We start from the raw sequence: 12,582 nt of genomic DNA on the forward strand, positions 1-12,582 counted from the left end.
GAAAATGTCAGAACGGCCGCTGAAAACATTACAGCTTTTCGAGACTTCCAAGCTGAATACGAGGGTTCGATTCCCTTCACCCGCTCCAATGTTTCAGTCAGTTGTAGTTCAGCCCGTCCGCACAGTCGCGACTGAGCATCAAGCACCAATGCGAGCGCTTGATTGCGTCCAGCTCTTAATCATCAGCTCAGGGATAGATCGCCGCATCAACGGATGCACGGCGTCAACGAGGATGGCGTGGCAATCCGACAGCAACGGGAACTGGCTGACCGGCTTTGCGGCCGGAAGCAGGAAGTCTCGCTCGTCGAAGTCGATCTTGATCTTTTGCCCGGTTGTAACTCAGTAACGATCCGGGAAACGGGGCCTGCTATTTATCGTGGTGCAATGCAAATTGACCGTGCCGTAGCTTTATCCTAGGTCGCTCCTGCCATCGCTGCAAACCGGGAGCGCTCAAGATCAAGGTGGCGCCTGATCTTCGGCGTCGCGGGGGCACGCTATCGCAAGCCGCCATCTGCGGTATACTCACTGAATTGCTGGGCGAAGGTCCGGGCGAACGAACCCCGACCGCATAATTCGGGACATTGGGCTAATGGCGATCAGGATTGCGGCGGTGAGCTCCGCCACCATGACAGATGACAGCAAGGAATTCGTGGTTCAGACCACGGGCAAATACACCGGTGCGCTGGAGCTGAGATTCGCCAGTGACTGTGTCGATGATCTGATCGCAGCACTGACGCGCGCGCGGGGCGGCGTACAGCCCGCGATGCCGAATGGCGGTGGGTCGGCCTTCGCTGCCGAAGCAGTCGCGCCCGGTGCGGACGCGGCGGCGCGGATCGAACCTGGCGCAGCTGACAAGAACAAGCCAAACGAGGTGAGATTCGAAATCCCCCAGAACTGCACGATTTCCGCGGACTCCGGCGGTCGCGGCCTTGTGCTGTTCATCCTCAATCACCGGCTGGACCGGCAGGCCGGATACGCGTTCTCTCCGGACGCGGCGAAGCAATTGGCCGGAGGGCTCACCAAGAGCGCCGAGGCGTTGTTGGCGCAGCAGGCGAGACCCAAAAACTGAACGTCAAGCAGCGGAGCGTTGGCTTCGCTCATCTCCAACTCCATTACTGCAAGAATTTACGATGATAAATAACGCCATCACGCTCAGCGTCCGCCCGAAATGGCCCGAGATCGCCGATCACTATGCGGTCTGGTCGCAAGGCCGCGAGATCGGCAAGATCCGCCACGCGCTCGATGCCGGCGGGCCTGATCACGCGTGGGAGTGGTTCATTCTGATCCCGATGGGCATGCCGGCATGGGCAAGCGGGGCTGCCCGCGACAGGGATGCGGCGATCAGGGCCTTCAGCGCGGCCTGGGGACGGCTGCTGCAGGAAACGCAACCGGAGCGGTTGCAAAGAGCATGGGAGCTTGGCCGGGCGGCGCAACTGCGGGCCGCGACACCACAGCCTGCGCGGTCCCCGGCCGGCAGTTGAGAGCGGGACCGTTCACATCCTCATCGTACGGTCGAAGCCATTGATCCACCTGCGGAAAGCGACTTTTTGCCAGATTTTCCCGATCGCGTGACTTCTTGGTCGGAAGGCAAGCTCTCTATAAACATTGCATTAATTGTAAATAATTGCTTAAAGTTCCCTGTTTGGCTCGTTTAGGGCAGGGGCCGTTTTGATTAATTCTTGTACCCGGAGGTTTGCGTAGGCCGGCACGCGTGGCGCGTGAGCCGGCCTTTTTGTTGCGCAACCAAAGGTGGCATTTTGGCCTCTTCCTGCGAAGCCCTGGAATTTTTTTGCGAGTTTTTTTGGAGAGTTTAAGTCATGGCAACATTCAAATACGATCCGGCGACGGGGACGTACATTCTTGTCGATGACTCTCAGTTGATCTTCGACCCGACGCTTGCGGCCATTTCCATCAGCACCGACCAGGCCGACTACGCACCGGGCTCGACCGCTTATTTCACCGCAAATGTCGGCGTCGGCGACGCTGTCACCTTTGAAGTTACCGACGTGGGTGGCAACGCCGTGTCCGGCACGAATATGCCGTGGACGATTACAGACGGCGGCGCCGGCGATCTTGACAACGTTGCAAACGGCGTCGTTCAGACGGCCTGGAATGTCGGCTTGGACGCGGCCGGGGAGTCCTTCGTGCTCAGCGCGATCGACCAGACCGCGGGTCTGATGGCCACAACCGCGTTTACCGATTCCAGCGGCACCGCGACGACAAATATTTCCTACCAGGTCCAGGTCGACCTCTCGACCGTAGGCTCGACTGCCCTGGTCAATCAGGCAACCATTGAACAAATTCCGGTCGGCTCAACCGGTTCTTCCGGCACCGGCCAGTTCCCGGCGTTCTTGCGGATACACAATCCCGGCAACGATCACACTGAACAGGGCTACAACACCGACGGCGACACGAATCCGAGCACTGGCGCGCAGAATTTTCAGTTCGATCAGGTTGCCGGCAATTTTACGCACTCGGTCCAATTGGGCTCGATGGCGATCGTCACCGTCGACGGGACGGACTACAGGGAGTTCCGGCTGGATCTGGGCGAGAACGTCAACAATCTGATCTCGCTGGATGTTCTGAAGCTCTATGATTCAAACAATCCGGCACTCACCAGCTATGACCCGATAGGCGCTCTTGGTGGCACCGATACCGGCTTTGGTGCGGCGGCGACGCTGATCTGGAACATGGATGCAGGTGCAGGAGGGGATGTCTCGCTCAAGCTGAACGACCTCTCGTCGGGCAATGGTCATCCGGACTACAGCTTTCTCATCCCGAACTCCTTCTTCGTCGGCCTCAGCAACAGCTCCTATATCTACCTGTATTCGGTCTTCGGTGGCGTGAGCGGCGAGCGGGTCGACGGCACTTTCGAGGAGTGGTCGTACCGGGCGTCGGGCAACGTCGAGCCTCCGCCCACCCCGCATGCGACCGTTTCCATCACCAAGGACACTGTCTGTCCAGAGGAAGGGCAGAGCGTCGCGGGCAAGACCTTGCTCACCGGTGAAGACGTTAAGTGGACTTATGCAATCACGAATACCGGAACGGTGGGCCTGAACAACGTCGTTGTCACGGATGACAGCGGGACGCCCGGCAACGCGCTCGATGATTTTGCGGCGACCGGTGTCAGCGTGACTTTCAACAGCCAGCAGTACAACGTTGGTGACCTGAATCATAACGGCATCTTGGATGCCGACAATCTCATCACCACGGATGTCAACGAAGCCGAGACCTGGCAGTACTTTGCGACGGGGACGACGGTTCACGGCACTTACTCGAACATAGCGACTGTCACAACGAGCGCGACGGGTTACGACCCGGCCAATCCGCCCGCCGATCTGAATCCAACCGCATTCGATGTCAGCGGTTATACTGGGGTAACCGTGGCGGAAGATTCGGTCACGGTTAAGAAGGAAGTGTCGGTCGACGGCGGCGCGACCTGGTACGACGCGAACGATCCGACCGGTCCGACGCTGATCGCGGGTCATGATGATCCGCAGTATCGATTCACGATCACCAACAGCAGCGACGTTGCGCTGGACGTCCACCTGACAGACGCCAAGCTGCAGATTGATCTGACTGTCACGGTTGCGGGCGGCGGTGGCTCCGAACTCGTGGACACTATCGGGGGCAATGCCATTACGGCTGCCTGGGCCGAGGGGCAGCAGACCAACACGGCGACAGTATCGGCAACCTACACTGACGCGTGCGAAAATCAGGCAACCGCTTCCGGCTCCGACGACGCCAACTACTTCGGCGCGGCGCCGTCGATCACGATCGACAAGAACATCATATGCGCGGACGACAATAGCGTGCTGTCGGCCGACAGCGTCGTTAACCTGCTCAAGGACGGCGATGGTATGGTTGAGTACCAGATTGTCGTTACCAACAACGGTAACGTCGATCTGGCAGGGCCGACAGTGACTGACACCAAGCTGACGTTGGGTAGCCCGACGGAGTCGATCTCCGCCGACGGGATACTGGAGGTGGGCGAGACCTGGACCTACACCGTGACAGCCGCATGGCTTGCTGGCGGACCCAACACGAACACGGCCAACGCCACCGATAGTTTCACGGACAGCGCCGGCAATACCGCAAATCTGGATGAAAGCGATTCCGCCATCTACTTCGGGCTCGATCCACACATCACGTTGGACAAGAAGACGAACGGTGCCGATTCCGCAACCGTCCTGGTCGGGCAGGCGATCACCTGGACCTACGCGGTCACAAACGACGGCAACGTTGGGCTGACCGGTGTCGGAGTTTCCGACAACAACGGCACGACCGGCACGACAGCCGACGATTTTGCAGCGGCCACGTTGTTCGGATCCAGCTCGGATCTTCTTGGGTCGGATACCACTCACAACATCGGCGACCTCGACAATGACAACGTGCTCGATGTCGGCGAGACTTGGCAATTCACGGCTACCGGAATCGCGGGGTCGACTGCCTACACCAACATCGGCACCGCCACGACCGATGCGGTCTCAGACGATTGCGGGGATTCGACGACGCCCACCGCAACCGATACCAGCAGCTATACGCCGATCGGTGTGACCTTGGCCGGCTTGACCAAAGGCTATTGGTCGACACATCTTACGTTGTGGGATGCGTCGTCCGGCAACGAAAAAGGCTCCGGCGCGGAGATCAACCTCACTCCGAAGTACGATTGGGACCACGATACAAAGATCGGCTTGAACGATCTCAGCACGCTTACGACGAGCGGCCCCGCGAGCAGTCTTGGCCTCGTTAAGGGTGCAAATAACGGAGGTGGCGACTCCGGGCTTCTGATGGGCGACCTGAACCATGACGGTTGTGTCGGCGGTGACGGATCGTCAGATCACCTGTTCTTCGATCTCGCCTCCGCGCAGATACTTGCCAACAGCTCCGTCTCTGGCGATGCCCGCATCATACTGGCAAGTCAGGCGGTCGCGGCGCAGCTCAACGAGTACAATGACTACATCTACGATCAGGCGCACGGCGGCCTTGCATCAGGCTTTGATGCATCGCCCACCGGCCTGATCGAAGAGGCCGTGGCGTGGATGAAGGGGTTGGGGCCCTTTAGCAACGGCGACAGCAAGATCAATTTCTCGGCCGGAAATGATCTGGGTTCGCCCGCAGTTCAGGCCATCATCAACGATGCGGCCGGAGTGGATTATACCTTGAGCGGCAATGCGATCACGTTCAAGAGCACGGCCATGTCCTCAAGCGACGCTTCGTGGTCGAAGCTTGCTTCGACCGGCTTCTCCTACAAATCAGATTACATCGCCGCCAACACGGACAGCAATTCCTTGAACGATGTGATCACCACCGTGTATGCGGACGGCGAGGGGCTGAAGAACGCTCTCGCCGCCTACAACCACGGACTGGACGGGTCGACTGGAGGCTTCGTGATCTCGACAGATGGCAGCCTGATTGGCTGGCAGGACAGCCTGGGCGGCACCGTCTACGACGTTCACGCGAACACGACGGACGCGTTCTGGGGCATTCTGGAAGACCAGAACCTGATCGGCCTGCACCCGATTGCGGGAATTGCCAATCACGCCTAGGCGTGACGGGTTGCCGGAGTCCAACGGAGGCCCCGCGGCGAGTTCGTCGCGGGCCTTTTTCTTCGTTACACGATCAAGCTCCACGATATCGTGCTCTCGTGAAGCAGGCTCGGCGCGATGCCGACGACATCCACGATCGCCTGCGGCGCCGCGCCGTTGTGTGCGTCGAGCACGACGTTGGTGCCGCCCTTTGCATCCGAGATGAAGCTCAACCATCCGTCGCTCAAGGGATTGCTGCCGGCATAACCGATCGAGCTGAGCAGCTGCCCCACGTTGATGCTGTTGTTTCCCGACACCCAGTTCAGGATGGTGTCGGTCGTGCTCGAGAGGGCATTGAATATGAAATTGTCGCTGCTGCCGGTGGCTTGCGCGGCGTAGAGGATGTCGGCCCCCTTGCCGGTGACGATCGTGTTGTTGCCGAGGCCGGCCTGAATCGTGTCGCCGAAATCGTTGGCGATGATCGTGTCGTTGCCGACGCCGGCCCACACGTTCTTGATGATGGAGGTGGAGGCGATCTGAAGCGTCTTGCCTGCGATCGTATCGGTCGCTCCCGGATTGAGATCCAGATAGGAGCCGGTGGTCACGGCCGCGGTGTTGATCTGTGCGGTGCCGCTGGAGTCCGTGAGCACGACACGGTTGCTTCCGGCCATGGTCGCGAATTCGTCGGTGTAGACATAGGTGGTCGGGGTGGTCGGTGCATCGCCCAGTGCCGTCAGCGTCCAGCTGTTCAGCGTGCCGCTGTTGCCGGATACGCTGTCGGTGACCGTCAGGGTCCAGGTGCCCTTGGCATCGTCGCCCCAGAAGCTGTTCGCGGTGGTCTCGAACACGATCCCGCCGCCGGTGCCGCCCGTGGGATGCGAGACGAGTTTAGCGCTCATGCCGTCGGGCCCGGTCAGGGTGACCGTGAGGTCGCTGGGGCTCGCATGCGTGATGTTGAGATCGATCACCATCTTCTCGACCTCGAGCGACGAGGCAAAGGTGATCTGGCTGCTCACGCTTCCGGTGCCATCCGGAATCGCGGCGTTGTCGCCGTGAATTGCCGATTCCGTCGACATGTCGGCGTAGGTCTTCTGATAGCGCCAGCTTTCCGCGAGCCGAACTGCCGCCGTCGCGTCGACCAGCCCGAAACCGTAGTCCTCGCTGTAGTGCAGGCCGCCGCCGTTCCAGTCGTGGGCACCGTTGACGTGCCAGCTGGCGTTGGTCGGGTCGGTCTCTTTGGAGGAATAGGCCAGGATGTCCTGAATGTCGCGAAATCCCAGGTTGGGATTGGCTTGCAGCATCAGGGCGATGACGCCGGAGACGGCCGGCGCCGAATAGGACGTGCCGGAGATCGAGATGTAGTCGCCAGTGGTGTTGTAGCCGGCGCTGCCGACCCGGTCATCGGTATACGCGCCGCCCGGGGCGGAAACAAGAAGCGCCGCGCCCGGCGTGCTGAAGGTCGCGACGTGTCCGGTGGGATCGACGCCGGCAACCACGATGACATAGGGGTCATTCTGGTAGTTGTGATAGTTGACGTTGTCGCCCGATCCCCGGCCGTTGCCGGCTGCGAAGACGACGCTGGTGCCGAGACCCCCGCGACCGTACATGACCACGTTGAGGATGGCCGTCTTGGACGAGGCGAACGCAGAGGAGAAGAAATTGTCCGAGTAGGCGGTCGAATAACCCCAACTCGCGTTGACGACATCCATACCGCTCGAGAGCGTGTGATTGAGGGCATCGGTAATCTGGCCCGGGCCGCCGCCGGTGCCGTAGCTGATACGGAAGCCGGCGATCCCGGCATTGTAAGCCACGCCGACAGTGCCGCTGCCGTCGCGCGCGGCTCCGATCACGCCGGCAACTGTCGTTCCATGATTGTCGGTAGACGTGCCGTAGGCATCGCTCCCGCCATTGGTCGCGTCGTAGTCCAGAGCGAAGAGATAGTGCGGATTAAGATCGGTGTTGTTGTAGTCGATGCCGTCGTCGATGACGCCGACCTTGACGCCCAGACCCGTATAGTTCTGCCAGGCCTTGGCGACATTGATGCCGCCGGTGCTGCTGGTCAGATTCCATTCCTTGTAGAAATATGTGTCGCTTGGCAGCGCGCTGTTGCCGGTGGGTGGGTTCAGGGTCGGCGACATCATCGTTACCGCCGCAAAGCTGGTCGTCGTGGTGCCCTGGCCGGCGGTCGTGCCGGTGCCTGTTGTGCCGCTTCCGCCCGTCGTTCCGGTGCCGGCGGTGCCACCATTCGTCGTTCCGCCGCCGGTGGTGCCGCCACCCTTTTTCCCGGCGAAGCTCTCCGGTGCGCCTGCGTCTGAAGTCGAAATCTCTATTTCGACGCCGCGGTCCCCTGCGTGGGCCGCCGGTGTGTCCATCGATCCGACGTTTGCCGAGGCGATGTTCAGTCCGACGAATTCCCATTCCAGAGCATTTGCATTCGCTTCAGAGAAATTCCCGTACTGATCATTCACGCCCCGCTTCGCCATTGAGTCTCCTTGCATGTGCGACGGAAGAAAACGCGCGTCATGTCGCGCGTTGGTGCGGAGAGCGGACGACGGAGCAAATTAAAGGTGGGTAAATTCAGCCGTTAAACTGGGATCATCGGTTCCGGAGCGCTGACCGCCGTCGTCCAAGTTTCGCAATTTCTTTAAGGGCGCATAAATCGAATTTATGCCCGTTACGATCGTCGCCTTTGTGCGGTAAAACTGTGCTGGATTTGACTTGATTTCGCTTCTGACGGAGCGTCGTTTCCCCACACCCGATGATAAGTGGAGCGGGCACCGATCCGATGATCCCGGCAATCGAGCGCGTGGGCTGCGAGGTCCGAGGTGCCGCCCGGGCATGCCGCAGTCTCCCCGGGGGAGCGCGCGAAGGAAGCCGCTAAAATCGTCTGACGGAGCCCGAGACGTCGGCTTCACCTGTAACCCGCCCCGGCCTCCTTTCTGCGCACGCGCGGTCGCGGGTGCCGGCCGGCACCCGGCCTTCCCTGCACCCTTTCTTCCGAGACGGGGTTTAGGGGCAATCTCGGGCATGGTGCGCCGCGAGAATGCCAACCCATGTCCGCCGTTTGCTCCATGTCCGCCGTTTGGGCGCCCGCTTGGCTTGCGCGAGCGCTTGCCGCTTTAATGTGACCGGGAGCGAATTTAAGTGCGCCTCAGTCGAGCTAAATACCGTAAATGAGCGGCAGGCCGTAACTCTACGGGCGACTTTAACTTTCAGCGAGGATTGATTTCGCGGGGCGTGACAGCTGTGCTAAACATTGTCTTGCATTAGGCAAGAATTGTAGCTGTTGCCAGAAGTCGTTAATTCGGCCGGGCGTTGTCGCGCCGGCATAAGTTTTGATTAGAGGGGCGGAAATCCGCCGGATCGTGTGAGTGCGCCTTTCAAAAGGCCGGACGAACTCCGGCGCTTGCTGCAGACATGCCAGGGTTACTTCCTTACGGCGGGCATCTTCAGCCTTGCGATTAACCTGCTGTATCTCGCCGGCCCGCTCTACATGCTGCAGGTTTATGACCGTGTGATCTCGAGTGCGAGCGAGATCACGTTGTTGATGCTGACGATAGCGTTGCTCCTTGCGTTCCTTGCGCTTGCCGGGCTGGACGCGGTTCGTGCACGGGTCCTGACCCGCGCCAGCATACGCCTTGACCAGAAGATCGCCTCGCGGGTGATGACGGCAATCATCGATCGGTCGGCCGGCGCGAACGGCGCCCGCAGCCAGGCGCTCCGCGATTTCGATACATTCCGTCAATTCGTGACCGGGACGGGCATCCACGCCGTCTTCGATCTGCCGTGGGCTCCCATCTACATCGCGGTGATCTTCGCGCTGCATCCTTTTCTGGGGGCGTTTTCCCTGGCATGTTCGGTCATCCTGGTGCTGATGGCGCTGCTCAGTGAGTGGCTGGTGAAGTTGCCGCTCACGGAATCGAACGAAGCGGCCGCACGCAGCTACGGCTTCACCGAAATGAGCCTGCGCAACACGGAAGTGGTGCGCGCCATGGGCATGACCGGAGGCCTGTTACGCCGCTGGAGCCGCGATCGCGACCGGATGCTCGAGCGTCAAGTCGCAGCAAGCGACCGTGCCGCCGTGATCCAGAGCCTGATCCGTTTTCTACGGCTCGCCATGCAATCGCTGATCCTCGGCCTGGGAGCCTATCTCGTCATCGAGCGGATGGCGACGGTTGGTTCGATGTTTGCCGCCAGTATTCTGCTCGGTCGTGCACTGCAGCCGGTCGAGCAGATCGTCGGCTCCTGGCGTGGCCTCGTATCAGCGCGCGGTGCGTATTTGCGCATTCGCGAACTGCTTGCGGCTCATCCCATTCCAGATACCGGTCTGACACTGCCGAAGCCGAAGGGACGCCTTTCGGTCGAGGCGCTCACCTTTGTCCCTCCCGGCGGCTCTAAGCCGATCTTGCGCGGCGTCACCTTTGCGATCGAAGCGGGAGAGGTCCTCGGGGTCATCGGGCCGTCCGGAGCGGGAAAATCGACCCTGTCACGTCACCTTGTCGGCGTCGCCATGCCTTCGGCCGGCGCCGTGCGACTGGACGGCGCCGATGTCTCGACCTGGGTCAAGCGGGCAATCGGAGACCATGTCGGCTACCTGCCACAGGATATCGAGCTGTTTTCCGATACGATCGCCGCGAACATCGGTCGCTTCGAGGAAGGCAGCGACAGGGAGGTCATCCTCGCCGCGCAACTCGCGGGCGTACATGAAATGATCCTGAGGCTTCCGAACGGTTATGACACCCAGGTGGGAGAAGGCGGCGCCATTCTGTCCGGCGGCTTCCGCCAGCGAATTGGTCTGGCCCGCGCTGTCTATGGCAGTCCCAGCCTTGTCGTGCTCGATGAGCCCAGTTCGAACCTCGACGCCGAAGGGGACGTCGCGCTTGCAGATTGCGTTGTGCAATTGAAAAAGCGCGGAACGACCGTCGTCATCGTCTCGCATCGTCCGGCGACGATCGGCGTCGTGGACAAGATCCTCGTCCTCAGAGAAGGCGTCGCCGAAATGTTCGGGCCACGTGCAGAGATCATGTCACGCCTGACTCGCCCCGTGCCTGTGCACGCGGTGCAAAGCTCCAGCGGTTAGGCACGAGGCATGGCCATTCTAGAACAGACGCCCAGGAGTCTTGCAGCTGTCCGCGGCCGGACGGGTCGCGCCGGCGGACCGCCAAGCGACTCCATCAAAAACATCGCGCTCGCAGGCTGGGTTATCATCGCAATCTTCTTTGGCGGAATCGGCGCATGGGCTGTCACGGCTCCGCTCAACGGTGCGGTGGTGGCGAACGCAGTTGTCAAGGTGGATGGCAATCGCAAGAGCGTACAGCACCTCGACGGCGGTATAGTCAAGGAATTGCGTGTCAGGGAGGGCGACAAGGTCCGCGCTGGCGATGTCCTGATCGTGCTGGACGAGACCCAGGCGCGCGCGGAATACGAGGTTCTGACCCAGCAATGGGTTGTGCTCCGCGCGACGGAGGTTCGTCTACTGACGGAACTCGACCATGGCTCCGAGCTCAAGATGCCGTCAGATCTGAAGGCGCACTCCGATGACCCCTATCTCAAGAGTGTATGGAGCGGACAGGTCAGCCAGTTCGAAAGCCGCCGGGCGGCCCTGGATGGGCAGCGCAGCGTCATCCGGGAGAAAATCAATCAGCTCGGATCGCAGATCGTCGGCGCCGGGGCGCAAGTCAAGGCATTTACGGATCAGATAAACTCCGTCCACAGCGAGGCGAAAGATATCGCGCCTCTGGTGGAACGTGGACTGATTGCACGCCCGCGTATTATGCAACTGGAGCGCTCCGCCTATGGCCTGGAAGGTCAGATCGCAGATGCAAACGCCAACATGGCCAAGGCGCGTCAGGCGATCGCCGAGCAAGAACAGCAAACGGCGCAGCTCGACAACGATCGTATGACCGACGTGACAAAGGACCTGCGCGACACACAGGCAAAGATTTTGGAGGTCATACCAAAGGCCGTGAACGCAAAGGCGGTTCTTGGCCGCATGGAGATCCGCGCTCCCTATAGTGGGCAGGTGGTCGGACTTAACGTCTTTTCCGTCGGCGGCGTCATTCAACGTGGCGACAAGATCCTGGACATCGTCCCGGAACTGGATGGGTTGACGATCGAGGCGCAGGTGGCGGTCGAGGACATCAGCGACGTGCATCCAAACGCGCGCGCCGAGGTTCATCTTACGGCCTACAAGCAACGCATCGTGCCGATCATTCACGGCGACGTCGTTCAGATCTCGGCAGATCGTCTGACCGATCCCAAGACCAACAACCCGTATTATACGGCCTTCGTACGAATCGATCAGGATGAGCTTGCGAGCATGCCGAACATAAGACTTTATCCGGGCATGCCTGCGACCGTTATGATCCCGACTGTGCAGCGCACCGCATTTGAATATCTGGTCGGGCCGCTAATTATGTCGTTTAATCATTCGTTCCGTCAGAAGTAGAGGCCGTCGGCCTTGTTCAACGCATGTGCTCCGACAGCTGTGAGGCAATGAACAATGCACCGAGCGGTAATGGCTCCGGCAGCATTGCTCTGCTGATGCAGTATGTGGTCGTTACTCTTCTTTTGAATGTGCTTGCAGGCTGCGGGGGAACCCGACAGGCGCTCGAAACTGAAAGCGAAGACGCGTCAATCAACCTGACGGAGGCGCTTGCAGATTGCCGCAACGCTTTTCCCGATCAGATTGCGCAGGCCGTGCCGCGCGCCGAATGCATCGTGAAAGCAACGGAGCTTTCGGTCCGGCCGGGCTTGCGGTTTCCGGAACTGCTCGACCGTGAAAACGCCTTGCGCAAGGCGCTAGCCGTTCAAGTCCAGGCTGGCAAGGTCTCGCTGCTTGAACGAAATGACCAGATTGCAAAGGCCCACATGGCCATCGTCTCGGAGGAAGCGGAGAGGCTGAAAGCAGCGCCGTCGGACGGGCAGGGGAAAAGCCCGATAGCCGTCGTGCAATGGCGGGGATCCAATTCGAACGCGTGCGCCGGGCTCGGGGGTAATTCTCCGAATTGCTATTGAGGTCGCCTGGAGGTTGCGTGGCGTTGCCACGATCCCG

General features: G+C 60.4%; 7 protein-coding genes. 6 read left to right on the forward strand and 1 reads right to left on the reverse strand.

Going from position 1 to position 12,582, the window contains the following annotated elements; all coding sequences use genetic code 11:
- Positions 1–589: 589 nt before the first annotated feature.
- From NR187_RS30385 to NR187_RS30395, 3 genes are all read left to right on the forward strand, one after another.
- Entirely contained in the window at positions 590–1,069 is a 480-nt protein-coding gene (locus NR187_RS30385; protein WP_256808798.1) for a hypothetical protein, read from the forward strand.
- Between the two features lie 61 nt (positions 1,070–1,130).
- Positions 1,131–1,481, forward strand: coding sequence for a hypothetical protein (locus NR187_RS30390; protein ID WP_256808799.1), 351 nt, complete (start codon positions 1,131–1,133; stop codon positions 1,479–1,481).
- A gap of 336 nt (positions 1,482–1,817) precedes the next feature.
- Complete coding sequence (locus NR187_RS30395; protein ID WP_256808800.1) at positions 1,818–5,549, forward strand: DUF11 domain-containing protein; 3,732 nt, start codon at positions 1,818–1,820, stop codon at positions 5,547–5,549.
- Between the two features lie 65 nt (positions 5,550–5,614).
- On the opposite strand, the gene NR187_RS30400 is transcribed toward NR187_RS30395, so the two are convergent.
- Positions 5,615–8,011, reverse strand: a complete 2,397-nt coding sequence (locus NR187_RS30400; protein ID WP_256808801.1) for a S8 family serine peptidase — start codon at positions 8,009–8,011, stop codon at positions 5,615–5,617.
- A 923-nt stretch (positions 8,012–8,934) separates the two neighbouring features.
- On the opposite strand from NR187_RS30400, the gene NR187_RS30405 reads away from it, so the two are divergent.
- From NR187_RS30405 to NR187_RS30415, 3 genes are read left to right on the forward strand one after another with little or no spacing between them, the layout of a single operon-like run.
- Positions 8,935–10,608: a type I secretion system permease/ATPase gene (locus NR187_RS30405; RefSeq protein WP_249129609.1), complete on the forward strand. Its 1,674-nt coding sequence runs from the start codon at positions 8,935–8,937 to the stop codon at positions 10,606–10,608.
- Between the two features lie 9 nt (positions 10,609–10,617).
- Positions 10,618–11,976, forward strand: a complete 1,359-nt coding sequence (locus NR187_RS30410) for an HlyD family type I secretion periplasmic adaptor subunit (RefSeq protein ID WP_256808804.1) — start codon at positions 10,618–10,620, stop codon at positions 11,974–11,976.
- Positions 11,977–12,023: 47 nt separating this feature from the next.
- Positions 12,024–12,545 (forward strand): hypothetical protein, encoded by a 522-nt coding sequence (locus tag NR187_RS30415; protein ID WP_256808805.1) that lies wholly within the window; start codon positions 12,024–12,026, stop codon positions 12,543–12,545.
- The last annotated feature ends 37 nt before the right edge of the window (positions 12,546–12,582 follow it).

Origin of the sequence: Bradyrhizobium sp. Bra64, assembly GCF_024519875.1 — a bacterium.
GTDB lineage: Bacteria > Pseudomonadota > Alphaproteobacteria > Rhizobiales > Xanthobacteraceae > Bradyrhizobium > Bradyrhizobium japonicum_G.

Bases quoted from the DNA above. Each gene is read 5' to 3' on its own strand.
- NR187_RS30390 (WP_256808799.1), top strand. From the start codon at position 1,131: ATGATAAATAACGCCATCACGCTCAGCGTCCGCCCGAAATGGCCCGAG.
- NR187_RS30410 (WP_256808804.1), top strand. From the start codon at position 10,618: ATGGCCATTCTAGAACAGACGCCCAGGAGTCTTGCAGCTGTCCGCGGC.
- NR187_RS30385 (WP_256808798.1), top strand. From the start codon at position 590: ATGGCGATCAGGATTGCGGCGGTGAGCTCCGCCACCATGACAGATGAC.
- NR187_RS30400 (WP_256808801.1), bottom strand. From the start codon at position 8,011: ATGGCGAAGCGGGGCGTGAATGATCAGTACGGGAATTTCTCTGAAGCG.
- NR187_RS30415 (WP_256808805.1), top strand. From the start codon at position 12,024: ATGAACAATGCACCGAGCGGTAATGGCTCCGGCAGCATTGCTCTGCTG.
- NR187_RS30395 (WP_256808800.1), top strand. From the start codon at position 1,818: ATGGCAACATTCAAATACGATCCGGCGACGGGGACGTACATTCTTGTC.